At 62.2% G+C, this 16625-nt stretch carries 12 protein-coding genes; 8 read left to right on the forward strand and 4 right to left on the reverse strand.

Going from position 1 to position 16625, the window contains the following annotated elements; translation table 11 throughout:
• Nucleotides 1-48: 48 nt before the first annotated feature.
• Both L0U79_RS07390 and gshB read right to left on the reverse strand, forming a co-directional pair.
• Nucleotides 49-915 (reverse strand): energy transducer TonB, encoded by an 867-nt coding sequence (locus tag L0U79_RS07390; RefSeq protein WP_233841231.1) that lies wholly within the window; start codon nt 913-915, stop codon nt 49-51.
• On the reverse strand, nt 912-1880 hold the full coding sequence (gshB, locus tag L0U79_RS07395; protein ID WP_233841232.1) for a glutathione synthase: 969 nt from the start codon (nt 1878-1880) through the stop codon (nt 912-914). The genes L0U79_RS07390 and gshB overlap by 4 nt, the downstream gene beginning before the upstream one ends.
• A gap of 343 nt (nt 1881-2223) precedes the next feature.
• Between gshB and L0U79_RS07400 the strand changes: the two genes are divergently transcribed.
• From L0U79_RS07400 to L0U79_RS07430, 7 genes are all read left to right on the forward strand, one after another.
• Nucleotides 2224-2628, forward strand: coding sequence for a response regulator (locus tag L0U79_RS07400; protein WP_345778425.1), 405 nt, complete (start codon nt 2224-2226; stop codon nt 2626-2628).
• A 32-nt stretch (nt 2629-2660) separates the two neighbouring features.
• Complete coding sequence (locus L0U79_RS07405; RefSeq protein ID WP_233843861.1) at nt 2661-3032, forward strand: response regulator; 372 nt, start codon at nt 2661-2663, stop codon at nt 3030-3032.
• A gap of 7 nt (nt 3033-3039) precedes the next feature.
• Nucleotides 3040-3588, forward strand: coding sequence for a chemotaxis protein CheW (locus L0U79_RS07410; protein ID WP_233841233.1), 549 nt, complete (start codon nt 3040-3042; stop codon nt 3586-3588).
• 107 nt (nt 3589-3695) lie between these two features.
• Nucleotides 3696-5729, forward strand: a complete 2034-nt coding sequence (locus tag L0U79_RS07415; RefSeq protein ID WP_233841234.1) for a methyl-accepting chemotaxis protein — start codon at nt 3696-3698, stop codon at nt 5727-5729.
• A gap of 80 nt (nt 5730-5809) precedes the next feature.
• Nucleotides 5810-11740, forward strand: a complete 5931-nt coding sequence (locus tag L0U79_RS07420; protein WP_233841235.1) for an Hpt domain-containing protein — start codon at nt 5810-5812, stop codon at nt 11738-11740.
• On the forward strand, nt 11733-13373 hold the full coding sequence (locus tag L0U79_RS07425) for a chemotaxis protein CheB (protein ID WP_233841236.1): 1641 nt from the start codon (nt 11733-11735) through the stop codon (nt 13371-13373). Before L0U79_RS07420 ends, L0U79_RS07425 begins: the two co-directional genes overlap by 8 nt.
• Nucleotides 13370-13846, forward strand: a complete 477-nt coding sequence (locus L0U79_RS07430; protein WP_233841237.1) for a chemotaxis protein CheW — start codon at nt 13370-13372, stop codon at nt 13844-13846. The genes L0U79_RS07425 and L0U79_RS07430 overlap by 4 nt, the downstream gene beginning before the upstream one ends.
• A 44-nt stretch (nt 13847-13890) precedes the next feature.
• Here the strand turns inward: L0U79_RS07430 and L0U79_RS07435 are convergent, their stop codons facing one another.
• Entirely contained in the window at nt 13891-14625 is a 735-nt protein-coding gene (locus L0U79_RS07435) for a 16S rRNA (uracil(1498)-N(3))-methyltransferase (RefSeq protein WP_233841238.1), read from the reverse strand.
• A 170-nt stretch (nt 14626-14795) separates the two neighbouring features.
• On the opposite strand from L0U79_RS07435, the gene L0U79_RS07440 reads away from it, so the two are divergent.
• A complete protein-coding gene (locus L0U79_RS07440) occupies nt 14796-15125 on the forward strand; it encodes a hypothetical protein (protein WP_233841239.1) in 330 nt (109 codons plus the stop codon).
• A 69-nt stretch (nt 15126-15194) separates the two neighbouring features.
• Here the strand turns inward: L0U79_RS07440 and L0U79_RS07445 are convergent, their stop codons facing one another.
• A complete protein-coding gene (locus L0U79_RS07445) occupies nt 15195-16559 on the reverse strand; it encodes an adenosylmethionine--8-amino-7-oxononanoate transaminase (protein ID WP_233843862.1) in 1365 nt (454 codons plus the stop codon).
• Nucleotides 16560-16625 lie beyond the last annotated feature (66 nt).

Raw genomic sequence — 16625 nt, forward strand, 5'->3', positions numbered from 1 at the left:
TGTTACGACAGCGTTACGACTGCTGGTAATGCGCGCGCTGCTGCGCTTTCAGCGTGTTTTGAGCACGTCGCCCGGTTGGAACTGCCACGTGCGGGAGATGTACAGGATATCCACTTTTTCTTTGCTGTCCGGCGGCAGCGGCGGAAACGGCGCGCAAAGTTTCACGATGTTGATGGCGGCTTTGTCGAGCACGTCGTGCCCCGAACTTTGGGTAACGTCGATGCTGTAAACGCTGCCATCACGATTCAGACCGACGGTAAGAATCACGTCGCCATGCACCTGCTGTTCGCGCGCCTGTTCGGGGTAATTCAAGTTGCCGACGCGCTCGATGCGATTGACCCAGCCGTGCATGTAGGCGGCGTAGGCGTACTCCTTGGTGCTCGCCGAGATGAACTTCTTGTGCGGTCGTTTGGCGTAGGCTTGGCTTTGCTTGCTCACTTCGGCGGCGAGTTGCGCGGCTTGTTGTTCGATGCGCGCTTCGCTGTCGCTGGCGGTGTCCGGGGTGTCGCGCGCGTCTTTGGCGGTATCGCTGCGCACGGCGAAACTGGATTGCCCGGACGTGGTGAGCATGCGTTGGTCGGTCGCCTGTTGCGGCGTGGGCGTCGCAGCCGCGACCACTTGCGGCGCCGTACCCTGGGTTGGCAGAGGCAACAATCCCGAGAACGGCTGCGAGGGCCGACTGGCCTTGTCGCTGTCGCCACCGCCACGGTTGTTGGCTTGCCCCAAAAAGTCGGCCTTGTCCGGCGATTCGTTGTTGGCGACATTCACCAGGGTGACGTCGAGCGTCGGCAGCGCCGGACGCGTGGCCACATAGCCGATGCCGATGCCGAACAGCAGCAAGCCGTGGACCAGCAGCGAAAAAATAAAGGTAGCCCCGATCTTGTTGTCGCCGGGGCGTTGGGCAACGGCATTCACGCTTGGGATGGCCTGCTTTCGATGGCGTCAAACAACATGCCGGCGATATTAAGCCCGAACTGATGGTCCAGTTCGCGGGCGCAGGTCGGCGATGTGACGTTGATCTCGGTCAGGTAGTCGCCGATCACGTCCAACCCGACAAAGCGCAGGCCGCGACGGCGCAGCTCGGGGCCAATTTCGGCGGCGATCCAACGATCGCGGTCGCTCAACGGCACGCCTTCGCCGCGTCCGCCCGCCGCGAGATTGCCGCGAAATTCGTCGCCTTGGGGAATGCGCGCAAGCGCGTACGGTACCGGTTCGCCGTCGATCATCAGTATGCGTTTGTCGCCGGCGCTGATTTGCGGGATGAATTTCTGCGCCATGGCGAAGTGACGCCCTTCGCCGTGCGGACCGCCGGCGATCAGCGTTTCCAGCATCGAGTTGAGGTTCTTGTCGCCCGATTGGACGCGAAAGATGCCCCGGCCGCCCATGCCGTCCAGCGGTTTGAGCACCGCGTCGCCGTGCTCAGCCACGAATCGGCGCAGTTCCGCCGGATCGCGCGCCACCAGGGTGGGCGCCATGCACTGAGGGAAGTGCATGGCGAAGATCTTCTCGTTGCAGTCGCGCAGGGCTTGCGGGTCGTTGATGACCTGCACGCCGCCGTGCTGGGCGACGTCCAGCACCATCGTGTCGTAGAGGAATTGGGCATCGACCGGGGGATCTTTGCGCATCAGTACAACGTCCAGCTCGCGCAGGTCCGTCCAGCGTGCATCGCCCAGGGTGAACCAGCCGGACGGGTCATCCTTGACGGTCAGCGGACGCAGACGCGCCCACGGGGCGCCATCGCGCAGGGCTAGATCGCCCTGTTCCATGTAGTAGAGCCGGTAGTCGCGGCGGGCCGCTTCCAGCAACAGGGCGAAGGTGGTGTCCTTGGCGATCTTGATACTGCTGATGGGATCCATCAGCACGGCGACCGAACGGGGCATGGCGATTCTGACGACGGGGTGGGGTGTGCATGTTCGCCGAGGTCGTCCCCGCCTCACAAGGTAGGGAGGGTGGGACGGAAGAGACAAGCCCTTGTCCGATCGTGGGGCCGGGCGGGACGCCTCTTCACATTTGTTATCGCGATTTTCGCGTTAAGAGTTGTTGCTGTAACGTTTTTTCCTTGACGGAGGACTATGCTAGGCAGTAAACAGCAACGACGGATGTCCCGGCGAAGATCGGGCGCCATTGACGTGTTTACGCAGGATTTTTCATTCGCATTCGGTGCCGGCCGTTCCGCGCGCTGGGTGTTGTACCTGAGCCTGGGGCAGGCAGCAGGGGGGTTAAGTGAACTTGAACATAGGTACGAACGGCCTGGCCGGTCTGAAAGTCATGGTTATCGATGACTCCAAGACTATCCGCCGTACGGCGGAAACCTTGCTGAAAAAGGAAGGTTGCGAGGTACTGACCGCTGTCGACGGCTTTGAGGCGTTGGCTAAGATCTCCGACCAAAAGCCGGCGATCATTTTTGTGGACATCATGATGCCGCGGCTGGACGGCTATCAAACGTGCGCGCTGATCAAGAACAATCCGCAGTTCCGTTCGACGCCAGTGATCATGCTGAGCTCGAAGGACGGTTTGTTCGACAAAGCGCGTGGTCGCATCGTCGGTGCCGAACAATATCTCACCAAGCCATTCACGCGCGATGAATTGCTCGGTGCCATCCATCGACATGTCGCCAGCACGGTTTGAAGCACGTGAAGTACAGCTCTGAAGGGGGAGCCGTGGCCAATATTTTAATCATCGACGATTCACCGACCGACGTGCGCGTGTTCACCACGCTGCTGGAACGGGCCGGTCATCGCGTCGACGCCGTCAACAATGCAGAAGATGGCATCGAGCGGGTGCGCGTGACGCAGCCCGACCTTGTCATCATGGACGTCATCATGCCCGGCATGAACGGTTTTCAGGCGACGCGCACGCTGACGCGCGACCCTGCGACCGCGGGCGTTCCGATCGTGATCATCACCACCAAGTCGATGGAAACCGATCGTGTGTGGGGTATGCGTCAGGGCGCCAAGGCCTTCATCACCAAACCGGTGAACGAGAAGGAACTGCTGGCATGCATCGACGAGCTGCTGCCGAACGCGGCGTGAGGTGAGCATGAACGCTCCGGTCCTCGCCCAGTCGCCTTTCGAAATTCTGGCTCGCTACGAGCGGCTTTCGCTTGCGCATGCGTCCGGTACGCAAGAGCGCTTCGAAGCGCCGGGTTTGTGGCGCGGCATCGGTTACCGCGCGGGCAGTCGCCTGTTCGTCAGCGGGATCGAAGAGATCAACGAATTGCTGGCCGTTCCACCGCTGACCCCCGTGCCCGGCACCAAGCCGTGGCTGCTGGGCGTGGCGAACGTTCGCGGCAATTTGATGCCGGTTATCGATATGGCGCGTTTTCTGTTTAGCGAACGCACGCAGCACTCCGAGCGCACGCGTCTGCTGGTGGTGCGCCAAGGCAACGGCAACGTGGCGCTGCTGGTGGACGAAGTGTTCGGACAGCGCACCGTGGACGCCGAACAGCGTCGCGTCGCCGAGCAGGAAGACGATCCGCGCCTGACGCGCTTCGTCGACGATCGCGTGGATGTGGACGGGCAGCGCCTGGCGCTGTTCAGCATGGGTAAGTTGGTACGCGCACCTGATTTTCGTCAGGCGGCGGCATGAAGGTTGCAGCCGAGCCAAAGCGGGTGGTGGCCGGCGCAGGGGCGATGCTTCGAATTTTTGGCCTGCACGCGCGGCGTGTGGGTGCGGTAGACGGATGAGGTGAGATCATGAGCACTACAGGGGGCGTCGGCAAGGAACGGGGATACACCATCCTGATCGTCTTGCTGGTGGCATTTATCGGCTTTGCCGCGGTCGACTTCGTTTTACTGAACTTCAAGAACAGCGAAGACCGCCAGGCAATTGCGTTGACCACGCAGATCCAGGTGTTGTCGCAGCAGACGGCAAAGTACGCGCTGGAAGCTTCCGGCGGTAACTCCGACTCGTTCGCGGAGCTTGAGAACGCGCGCGACACCATCGATTCGGCGGTGCAACGACTGGTCAATGGCGACGCCAAGACCGGCATGAAGCCGTATTCCGACAAAAACGCCACCACCACCGGCCGCTCCGTCAGCAAGCTGGCCGATGCGTGGAAACAGCTCGACGGCGACATCGGCAAGATTCTGTCGAACAAGGCGGTCGTGCTCGATTCGTCGCAGCGCGCCGACGATCTTTCCAAGCAATTGCCGCTGCTCAACTCCAACATGGAGCAGGTGGTCAACATCCTGCAGCAGCGCAAAGGCAGCACCGCCGACGAAATGCTGGGCGCTTCGCGTCAGATGTTGACGGGAGACCGCATTATCCGCCGCGTGCAGGAAGTGTTGCAGGGCGGCGAATCGGCGCAAGCGTCTGCCGACGGCCTCTCCCGCGACGCGCAGAACTACGGCGAAGTGTTGAAGGGCCTGCTGCAGGGCAACCAGAGCATGGGCGTGCAGCAGTTGGGCGACGCCAATGCGCGCAAGATTCTGGCGCAGATGCAGGGGGACTGGGACAAGCTGAGCGATCCGGTCGCCAAGCTGGTCGCCGCCGCCAACAACCTGGCCGAAGTGAAGAACGCAGGCAACCAGGCTTCGCTGGACTCGCAGAACGTGCTGCTGCGCGCGAACGACCTCGCCGAGCAGATCGGCCAGTTGCCGCTGCGCCGCTTGTTCCCGAACGTGTGGTGGGGCGTGATCGGTGCGTTGGGCGCCGCGGCCTTCGCCTTCTTGCTGGTTATTCAGTTGATCACCGACCAGCGTCGCCGCTTCCGCGAGAGTACCGAGCTTAACCAGCGTAACCAGGAGGCCATCATGCGCCTGCTGGACGAAATGGGTTCGCTCGCCGAAGGTGACCTGACGGTAAAAACCACGGTGTCGGAAGACATCACGGGCGCGATCGCCGACTCGGTGAACTACGCTATCGACGAGTTGCGCACCCTGGTGACGACGATTAACGAAACCTCCGAGCAGGTGTCGTCCTCGGCGCAGGAAACGCAGACCACCGCACGCCATCTGGCGGACGCCGCTCAGAACCAGGCGCATCGCATCAGCAACGCGACCACCGCGATCAACCAGATTGCGAGTTCGATGGACGATGTGTCCAAGAACTCCGCCGAGTCCGCCGACGTGGCCGAACGCTCGGTGCAAATCGCCTCGCGCGGCGCCGAAGTGGTGCGCGAAACGATTTCGGGCATGGACTCGATCCGCGATCAGATCCAGGAAACCTCCAAGCGTATTAAGCGATTGGGTGAGTCCTCGCAAGAAATCGGCTCCATCGTGGAACTGATTAACGACATTGCCGAGCAGACGAACATCCTCGCTTTGAACGCAGCAATTCAGGCCGCATCCGCCGGTGAAGCAGGTCGAGGCTTCGCGGTGGTGGCGGACGAAGTGCAGCGACTCGCCGAACGCTCGGCGAGCGCTACGAAGCGAATCGAAACGCTGGTGCAGACGATTCAGTCCGACACCAACGAAGCGGTGAACTCGATGGAACAAACCACCGCCGAAGTGGTGGCCGGTGCGCGCAAAGCGGAGGACGCCGGTAGCGCGCTGGGCGACATCGAACGCGTTTCGCACGATTTGTCCGCTCTGATTCAAAACATCTCCGCCGCCGCGCGTCAGCAATCCATCGCGGCGACGGATATTTCGCAATCCATGAATGCAATTCAGGAAATCACGTCGCAAACGTCGCAGGGCGCAAGCCAGACGGCGGAATCGATTGGTTACCTGGCGCAGTTGGCAAGCGATTTGCGCCGTTCGGTGGCGCACTTTAAGTTGCCGGGTTGAGGCAGGTTGGCACTGGACCATTACAAGAGGGCAACCTCGACGGTTGTGATGCGAAAGGACACAGCCGCTGAGGGGGGCGCATGAGACTTCAAGACCACATCGATTTCACCACGCTGCAGTGGGTCAAGCCGGAGCTTGACGAGACGCTTGCGCTCGCGCGACAGGCGCTGGAGTCCTACGTGGACAATCCAGGCGACCGCGACGTTATGCGCCGCTGCGCAGATAACTTGCACCAAGTGCAGGGCACCTTGCGCATGGTCGAGCTGTACGGCGCGGCGATGGTCGCCGAAGAGATGGAAACGCTCTCCATCTCCTTGCTCGAAGACCACGTACACAACCGCGAAGACGCCTACGCCGCGCTGATGCGCGGCCTGATGCAACTGCCGGACTACCTCGAACGCCTCTCCAGCGGACACCGCGACGTGCCGGTGGTGCTGCTGCCGTTGCTCAACGAATTGCGCGCCAGTCGCGAACAAGATGCGTTGAGCGAATCGGCGCTGTTCACGCCCAACCTCAACGCGCAACTTCCGCCGCACGCACCCGTCGCCGCGGTCAGCAGCGATGCGCATCAGCGCAAGAGCGAAATCGCCGAATTGCGGTTGCGCTTCCAGCAACAATTGTTGGCGTGGTTCCGCGGCCAGGGCGGCTCGCAACAGCTCGCCGGCATGCGCAATACGCTCAATGCGATTGCCTCACGCTGCGTCACCATTCCCGGTCGCCGCTTGTGGTTGATCGCCGCAGGCGTGCTGGAAGGTCTCGACCAGGGCATGCTCAAGAATTACGCGGCCGACGTGCGCCAATTGATCGGTCGCGTCGATCGCAGCATCCGCCAGTTGCTTGAGCACGGCGAAGACAGCCTGCAGGGCGGCGACGCGGACGATCTCGCCCGCAAGCTGCTGTACATCGTTGCGCAATCCAAACAGCGCAGTCCGCAAATGGTGCAACTGGCGCAGACCTACAGTCTCGACAGCCTCATGCCCGATGCGACCGAACTGGAGCACGCACGCGGCTCCATGGCCGGTCACAACCGCGCATTGCTCGATTCGGTAGCGCGCGCGCTGAAGGACGATTTGCTGCGCGTGAAAGAAGCGCTCGATCTGTTCCTGCGCCAAAGCGATGCCGATCCGGCGCAGCTGGGCACGCAAGCCGAAGTGCTCGAGCGCGTCGGCGACACGCTTGGCATGCTTGCGCTCAACGTGCCGCGTCGCGTGATCAACGAACAGCGTCGCGTGCTGGAAGAAGTCGCCAATCGCATGCGCAGTCCCGACGAGGACTCGCTGCTCGACGTTGCCGGCGCGCTGCTCTATGTCGAAGCGTCGCTGGACGATCACATCGAAAGCCTCGGCGCGGAGAATACGGCGACCGACGAACAAGCCATGACCATGTTGCCGCGTAGCGAAGCGCGGCACATTCTGGCGACGCTGATGAGCGAGGCCGTCGCCAACACCGGCAAGGTAAAGAACGGCATCGTCGCCTTCGTCGAATCCGGTTGGCAGCACGATCAACTCGCCGGCATGCCCGAATGCATGGACGAAGTGGCCGGCGCGATGCGCATGCTTACGTCGCCGCGTTCCGCGCAGATTGCCGAAGGCGTCGGCCGGTTCATCGGCAACGAGCTGTGCATCGACAAGCGCATTCCGAGCACGGCGCAAATGGATCAGCTCGCCGACGCGATCGCCGCGTTGGAGTATTACCTCGAAGCCGCGCGCGAACATCGCGGCGGTCTCGATCACGTGCTGGATGTTGCCGAGCACAGCTTGGGTGGCCTGGGTTATTGGCCGCCTCCGCTGGCGAAAGTGGCGCCCGAGCGCGAGCACGACGAACACGTCGAAGCGCATGCGCCCGTACTCAACGAATCGGTCACCGTCGCGCATGGCGAAGACGCAACCGCGTTGTTTGTCGGCGGCAACGAATCGATCGCCCCGGCCGCGCACGATGTCACCGGCCTGCATCTGGTCGAAACCGAATCGCACGCTCACGCGTTCGACGTCGAGGAAACGCACGACGCCCACGATTGGGTGGAGATCGAAGAGGAAATCGAAGAACAGGTTTCCGGCATCGATCCGCTTGCCGCGACGGCCGGCTTCCAGGCCAGCACGGAAGGCATCGACGACGATATCCGCGAGATATTCCTGGAAGAAATGCAGGAAGAAATCGGCAATCTGCGTCACGGACAGCAAGCGTGGCTGGCCGATTCGACGCAGCTGGCCGAACTCACGCCTATCCGTCGTTCGTTCCATACGCTGAAGGGCTCGGGCCGACTCGTCGGCGCCAGCGTGCTGGGCGAATTCGCCTGGCGCGTGGAGAACATGCTCAACCGCGTGCTCGATGGCACCATCCAACCGCACGAAGGTGTGCAGGCGCTGATCGGTCACGCCATCGAAGCCTTGCCGCAGCTTCACGCCATGTTGCGCGACGGCACGCTGCCGACCGCGCCGCTCAGCGCCATCATGCAAGCCGCCGATCAGCTATCCGCCGGCGAGCAGGCGAGTGTGGAGCAGTTCGTTTCCGCCAGCGGCATGCAGACCATCCGTCATACGGTGCGCCGTCGCGTGCCGCGCACGTCGGCCGAGCTGATTCCGGTCGCGACGCATACCGATCACTCCGTGGCGGCCGCACAGCCCGCGCCGGAGCCGGTGCATATCGCCGAGACCATCGAAGCGCCGGTATTGCCGCCGGTCGATCTGGTGTTGCTGGAAATTCTGCGCAGCGAAGTCGCGCAGTATCTGCAGACGATCCGCAACGCCGTCATGTTCGCCGAAGGCGAGCTGCCGGTCGAAGACGGCTTGCTGCGTGCCGTGCACACCTTGCACGGCGCCATCGCGATGGTCGACATTCCGCTGCTGATTCAGCTGCTCTCGCCGCTGGAAAGTTTGCTCAAGCGTCTGCGCGCCGCCGCGCAGCCGCTCTCCATCGAAGGTGTGCGCTTGCTGCAGCAAAGCGCGGACGTGGTGGACGAAGTGATGGCGCAATTCGATGCGCCGCATCCGCAGTTGCCGGATGCGTCCGCACTGATCGCGCGCCTTACCGAATTGCGCGACCATCAGCCCGAACCGCAGATGGCGCACGTGGTGTTCGAACCGCACGCCGAAGAGCCCGCGTCGTTCGAGCCCCCGGCCGAGGTGCACAGCCACGAACCGTCCGAACCTGCGTTGCCGGAGGTTGAAGAATTCGCAGAAGCGCCGGCAACCGACGACTACACCGCCGAACTGCTCGATGCGCTGAAAGCCGAAGAGCAGGGCGAGGACGCGCCGGTCGAACAGCATCGTGCGCACGAACCCAGCGCCGAAGACGATGAGTTCGCCGCCCTGCTTGCCAGCCTTGAAGCGCTGGAGCCGGAACAGCACGCGAACGACGAGTCGGTCGAATCGGCCGAAACGCCTGCTCCGGTCGAGCATCTGTTGGATGTCGACCATGTAGCGGCCAACGAGTCGATCGAAGAACTGCACGAAGCGCCGGTGGAAGAACCCGCCGCGCACGAAGAAGCGCACGTCGAAGAAACGACTGCAGCGCCCGAGGCCGAAGAAGTCGCCGAAGCCCCTGCAGCCGAAGCCCCGCATCACGAAGAGCCGCATCAGGAAGAGGTCGTCGCCGAAGACGTTGTGCCGGAAGTAGCCGAATACGTCCCGGCCGGCGAACTAATGAGCTTCAGCCACATCGATCCGGACTTGCTGGAAATTTTCAGCGAAGAAGCGCGTGAAATTCTCGACGACGCCGACGGTGTGCTGGCGAAGTGGCACGCCGAACCGGCCGATGTTTCGCATATGGCGGGTCTGTTGCGTGCGTTGCACACACTCAAGGGTGGCGCGCGTATCGCAGGCGTCACGCCGGTGGGCGACCTCAGCCACGCCATCGAAAGTTTGCTTGAACGTTCGCAGGGCATCGATCCGCAGCGCACCGTTCCGCTGATCGGTACGCTCGAAGCGGCGTTCGACCAGATGCACGGTTTGGTTCAGCGCGTATCGCAAGGCAAGGCGATTGCGTATCCGCAGAACATGATCGATCGCTTGCAAAGCGACGAGCGCGCAGCGAGAACGCCTGCTGCCGAAGCGCCCGCCCCTGCGGCCGGCGCGGAACCGATCGCTCCGGTGGAATTGCCGTCGCTGCTGCCCGACGACGACGAACTGCAGCCGGAAGAAAACGCACGCACCGCGCAGGAACAGATCCGCGTACGCGCCGATCTGCTCGACAACCTCGTCAACAACGCGGGCGAGGTGGCGATTTATCGCTCGCGCCTGGAGCAGCAGGTTTCGGCCTATCGCTTCAACCTGGTCGAACTGGAACAAACGGTGTCGCGTCTGCGCAGTCAGCTGCGCATGCTCGAAATCGAAACCGAAGCGCAGATCATCGCGCGCTTCCAGCGCGAACACCGCGAGGCCGGCATCGGCGTGTTCGATCCGCTCGAACTCGACCGCTTCTCGCAATTGCAGCAGTACTCGCGCGCGCTGGCCGAGTCGGTATCCGACCTTGTGTCGATTCAAAGCATGCTCGACGAGCTCACCCGTCAGGCGGAAACGCTGCTGATTCAGCAGTCGCGCGTGAGTTCGGAACTGCAGGAAGGTTTGCTGCGCACACGCATGTTGCCGTTCGACACTATGGTGCCGAACCTGCGTCGTACGCTGCGTCAGGCCGCGCAGGAAGAAGGCAAGAGCGCGCAGTTGTACGTGGAAGGCGCGCACGGCGAAATGGATCGCAACCTGCTCGACCGCATCAAGGCGCCGTTCGAGCACATGCTGCGCAACGCCGTCGCGCACGGTATCGAAAAACCGAAGGATCGCCGTAAAGCCGGCAAATCCGAAGAAGGCGCCGTGCGCATTCGCGTTGCGCGCGAATCCACCGAGGTGGTGGTGCGCGTCAGCGACGACGGCCGCGGCCTCGACCGCGAGGCCATTCGCAATCGCGCCATCGAACGCGGCCTGCTGCGTCACGAAACGCGTCTGAGCGACGACCAGTTGCTCGCGCTGATCACGCAGACCGGTTTCTCCACCGCCAGCACCGTCACGCAGCTCGCCGGTCGCGGTGTGGGCATGGACGTGGTGGCCAACGAGATCAAGTCGCTCGGTGGCTCGCTCGCCATCGAATCGTTGCAAGGCGCAGGTACCACCTTCGTGTTGCGCTTGCCGTTCACCCTCGCGGTGACGCAGGCGATCCTGGTGCGTATCGGTGAGTCGTCGTTCGCGATTCCGATGACGTCGGTGCAAGGCGTCGCGCGCATCAGCCCCGACGAGCTGGCGCAGCGCATGAGCGAGGAAAACCCGCGCTTCGAATACAACGGCGAAGACTACGGCATCTACGATCTTTCCGAATTGCTGGGTCTGGCATCCGGCTTCGCGGGCGACGAAGAACAACTTCCTCTGCTCCTGACGCGATCAGGCGATCTGCGCGCCGCCATTCGCATCGACGCGGTGATCGGTTCGCGCGAAATCGTGGTGAAGTCCGTCGGTCCGCAGGTGAGTTCGGTGCCCGGCATTCTCGGCGCCACCATCATGGGCGACGGTTCGGTGCTGGTGATTCTGGATCTGGCGCCGCTGGTGCGTCACGGTCTGGCGCGTCGCGAAAAGCGTCTGGCGGAAGGTGTCGATCACGCCACGATCGCGCCGGCGTTCGAAGAAGAGCGCGTGCATCCGCTGGTCATGGTGGTCGACGATTCGATCACTATGCGCAAAGTCACCGGCCGCGTGCTCGAACGCCACGACTACGAAGTGGAAACCGCGAAGGACGGTCTGGACGCGTTGGAAAAACTGCACGAACGCGTACCAAATCTGATGCTGCTCGACATCGAAATGCCGCGTATGGACGGCTTCGAATTGGCCGAGCAGATGAAGGCCGATCCGCGTTGGCGTCATGTGCCGATCATCATGATCACCTCGCGTACCGGCGAAAAGCATCGCCAGCGCGCGTTCAACATCGGCGTGGATCGTTACCTCGGCAAACCGTATCAAGAGGCCGAACTGCTTGCTCAGATCAGCGAAGTATTGGAACAGCGTGCGCAGGAGCCGGTGAATGAGTGAGCAACTCATCGCGGTAGCGTTGCTGTTCGACGATGCTGAGCTGGGTAGTCATCTGCGCACCGCGCTGTCCGAGCATGGTGCCAAGATCGTGCATGAAGGTCCGGTCAGCAGTTTCGACGAAACCAGCCTGCGACAGGCTGGCCTCAACGTACTGGTGGTCAATCTAGACGACTCTGTGGACGACGCTGCACTCGACCGCATCTACGATTTGATCGGCGAGGGCGATATCTCGGTCGTGTTCAACGACGCGCAAGCGAGCCGCGCTCTGGATGGATGGGATCGTGCGCGCTGGGCGCGTCATTTGGCCGCCAAGGCGCTCAATCACAACAGTATCGATCCACCGCGTCCAGACAATGCGAAAGCGGTGGAAACGCCGGACGTACCGCTCGAAGACGAGCCGCATGCCGAGCCCATCATGGCGTCGGATCCGGCTGAAGAAGCGGCTGTTGCCAACGCTTCGGTGGAGGGCGTGGAAGATCAGCCTGCTGAAACATCAGAAACACTGGCCGCCGAATTGGAAGCGTTGCTGGCTTCGCAGGAAGCCACCGACCATGTCGAACACGAGTTTGGTTCCGGCCTGAAGTATCGCGCGGAAGACGAATTGGCGCCGCTGCACGATGGGCACTTCGGCGAAGAAGAACGCGTCGAAGCCGCGGCGGTCGAAGAGGCAGCGCCTGTTTCGCCCGTCGAGCCTGTTCGCGCTCAAACGCCTGAATACGACATCAATCTCGATCACCTCTCGCTCGCTTCGTGGGACGAGGACGTGACGCCACCGGCGATTGAAAAAGCATCGTTGGCGCAACAGACCCCGGGCCCTTCCGCACCGGAATGGGGTTTTGTCGAAGAAGAACATTTGACCAGCGCCCCTGCATCCACGGAAAAGAAGTCGTTCGGCGTCGAAAAAGTAAGCGCCGCCGACTATCTGGCGCCCAATATCGAACACGAGGAAGGCACGCCCCCGCCGATCGAACTCGGTATGAGCCTGGAGCTGGTATCGATCGAAGAAGCGATCGCGCCGAAGCAGGATTACGAAGCGTTCGAAACGCGCCTGCACGAATTGGATACGGCTTTCGCACGGCTGCTGGTGATCGGTGCCGCGCGCGATAGCGATGCGTCGCTGGCGTCGTTTCTCGCTGCGCTGCCCGGTGACTTCAAATTGCCAATTCTGCTGACGCAGCACCAAGGCTATGGCGCCGCCGAACAACTCGTCACGTCGTTGACCGCGAGTTGCCCGTTGCCGGTGAAGGTCGCTACGGCGGGCATGCGCGCGCGCGTCGGCGAAGTCGTGGTTGTGCCGCGCGGGCAGCAAGTGCGCATTACGCGCGACGGCCGTGTCGAACTCAACGCGGCCAACGACGATACGAACGAACATTCGCCCTCCATCGATACCAGCTTCACGATGGCGGCAAACATTTTTGGTCGCAACGCTTTGGCGATTGTTTTCGCGGGTCACGCGACGGACGCCGTCGCCGGCGCCCAGGCGATTCACGATCGCGGTGGACAGGTGTGGGTGGAGTCGTCGTCCAACGATCACTACGCAGACATGGTCCACGGCGTGATGGCCGAACGCCTGGCTAGTTTTTCCGGCTCGCCGCAGGAGCTCGCGGTACGCCTGATGGAGGATTTCCAATGAGCGAACAAGATCTGCCGCGCGAAATCCGCTGCGTGCTGGTGCCGGTCGGCGACCTGCGTCTGTTGCTGCCCAACGCCACCGTGGCCGAAGTGATTACGCTCGCCACGCCCGAGCCGGTCGAAGGTGCCCCTGAATGGTTGCTGGGACGCATCGCATGGCGCGGTTGGCGCGTGCCGTTGATTTCGTTTACCAAGCTTGCGGGTGCGCAGGAAGGCGACGCGGAACTCAGCGTGCGCGTGGCGGTGCTCAAGGCGCTGGGCGATAACGCCGATCTACCGTTCGTCGCGGTGTTGACGCAGGGCTTTCCGCGCCTGACGACGCTCAACTCCGAACTGATCATCCCCACCCACGACGGCAAGCCGTTGCCGCGCGGTGTGAAAGCGCAGGTGTTGGTGCGCGATGACATTGCCGTGATTCCGGATCTCGAAGGGATCGAAAACGAAGTCTTCGAATTGCTCGCACAAGCGAGCTGATCGATCGTCGCCTCGGCCGATTTGCCGAGGCGAACCTCAAGCGACTAGAAATCGCCGTGCAGCGCCTGCAACGCCGCGAGCGCAGCGAGCCCCGCTGTTTCCGTGCGCAGTATCCGTGGGCCAAGCCGCAAGCCTTTGAATCCCGCATCGCGCAGCGCGGAAACGTCGCGATCGCCAAGACCGCCTTCGGGTCCGACCACCAGCAATCCACCCGATACGCCGAACGGCACGTCGCGCGCACGGAGCGTGCCTTCTGGCAATAACGCCATGCGTTGCGCATCGTCGTTGGGCAGGTTTTCCAGCCACGACTGCAACGACTGCGCCGCCGTCACCTCCGGCACGTGAACACGGCCGCTTTGTTCGCAGGCGCTCGCGGCGACTGCACGCCAATGCAATAAGCGCTTTTCGGCGCGCGATGCATCGAGCTTCACCTCGGAGCGTTCCGTGAACAGCGGTACGATCCTGGCGACGCCGAGCTCGGTGGCCTTTTGCACGATGAGATCCATCTTTTCGCCGCGCGCAACACCTTGCGCCAACGTAAGTTTGAGCGGCGATTCGTTCGCAACTTCTTCGCGACTGTCGATGCGCACCGTCACATCGCGTTTGCCGACGCTGATCAGCGTGGCGGCGTAGTCGTAACCATCGCCGTTGAAAACGGTCAGCGTATCGCCGGCGTTCATGCGTAGCACGCGCGCGACGTGCTCGGCGGCCTGCGCAGGCAAAGGCAGCTCGGCGGTTTGCGCCAGCGGTTGATCGATATGGATACGGGTTGTACGCATAAGCTTTCGATTCGCAACGATTGTTCAGCATACCGCGTGTTGAGGCGGGTATTCAGCCATCTGAACGGCTAATTCACCGTTGGCGCTTGCAGTGAACCGAACCTGGTATCAGCATGGTCTAACCCTTGGAGGCTCGCTATTTTCCCCCAATCGCGAGCAAGGAGGTTGCCATGTCCAAGTCGATGTTAACGGCTGTCGCGCTGGCGTTTGGGTTGGCGACGGCGCTGTCGGTCAATGCTCAATCCGCGCCTGCGGCCGATCAACCTTCCAGCGACGCCTCGTCGCACGCGAAGGCTGCACCGCGTTCGCCGATCAAGCCAGGCGACCGCAACTGCATACGCGATACCGGCAGCTTGATTCCGCCGAAAAAGGACGGGTGTTTGCCCGTTACGGGCCGCTCATACGACAAGTCGGAAATCGATGCGACTGGCGAAACGAGGCTGGGGCCGGCGCTGGAAAAGCTGGATCCGGCCATTGCAGTGCGCGGAAACGGTTACTGATCGCAACGCTTGCGTCGCGTGAGTCGCTCCGGCAAAAGCCGGAGCGACTCATCGTCTTGCATGGCGGATCTACCCGCGAACGGCGTACTCAATACCCTCGATGGCCACATCGACAAGATGATCGATGTCAGCCTCGGTCACCACGTAAGGCGGCATAAAGTAGACGATGTTGCCTAGCGGCCGCAGCAACGCGCCGTTTTCCAAGCCATGAAGATAAACGCGCAAACCGCGTCGTTCTTCGGCGGGGAATGGACTTCGCGTCGCTTTGTCGGCCACTAATTCCACCGCAGCGATCATGCCTTGTTGCCTTACGTCGGCGACGTGCGGATGGTCGCGCAGCGGCGCCAAGCGACGTGCCAGATGCGCTGCAAGCGTGCGATTGCGTTCGAGCACGGGCTCGTCGCGAAAGATCGCAAGCGTTTCCAGCGCCGCGCGACACGCGAGCGGATTGCCGGTATAGCTGTGCGAATGCAGAAACGCCTTGCCGGCGCTGTATTCGGCATAGAACGCGTCGTATACACGCTGCGTCGTCATCACAACCGACAGCGGCAACGTGCCGCCCGTCAAGCCTTTTGACAGGCACATGAAATCCGGCGCGATGCGCGCTTGTTCGCACGCGAACATCGTGCCGGTACGGCCGAAGCCCACCGCGATTTCATCGGCGATCAAATGCACGTTGTAGCGATCGCACAGCGCGCGCAATCCGCTGAGATAACTGGGGTGATAGATGCGCATGCCGCCCGCGCATTGCACCAGCGGTTCGACGATCACCGCGCACGTCTCGTGCGCGTGACGTTCGAGCAGCTCGCGCATTTGCTCCAGACGGCGTGTCGCGATTTGCTCAGGGGATTCGCCGGGCTCGCCTTCGTACGTATCGGGCGAAGGCGCGAGAATCGGTGTGAGCAACAACGGCGCATACGTTTTGCGATACAGCGCCACGTCGCTCACCGAAAGCGCGCCGAGCGTTTCGCCGTGATAACTGCCGGTAAGCGCGATAAAGCGCGTCTTTTCGCCGTGACCTTGATTGAGCCAATAGTGAAAGCTCATCTTCAACGCCACTTCGATTGCGGCGGAGCCGTTGTCTGCGAAGAAAACTTTGTCCAAACCTTGCGGAGTGATGTCCACCAGCCGCTCGGCCAGCTCGATGGCGACGGGGTGCGTGAAACCGGCAAAAATCACGTGTTCCAGCGTTTTTGCCTGATCAGCCAGTGCCGCGGCGATACGCGGATTCGCATGGCCGAACAAGTTGGTCCACCAGGAACTGATGCCATCCAGATAGCGCCGTCCTTGCGCGTCGATCAGCCACGGGCCTTCGCCGCGGACGATGGGCACCATCGGCACGTGCTCGTGATCGTGCATCTGGGTGCAGGGGTGCCAGATATGGCGGAGGTCGCGTTGGGCGAGGGCGGCGTTGGCGTCGGGGTGATCGGTCATCCGGCTATGATCGGGGTAGCAGCGGTGCTGCTCAAGCATCGGAGGGTCTCGTATTGGATTTAGCGG

Source organism: Dyella sp. 2HG41-7 (genome assembly GCF_021390675.1).
GTDB lineage: Bacteria > Pseudomonadota > Gammaproteobacteria > Xanthomonadales > Rhodanobacteraceae > Dyella_B.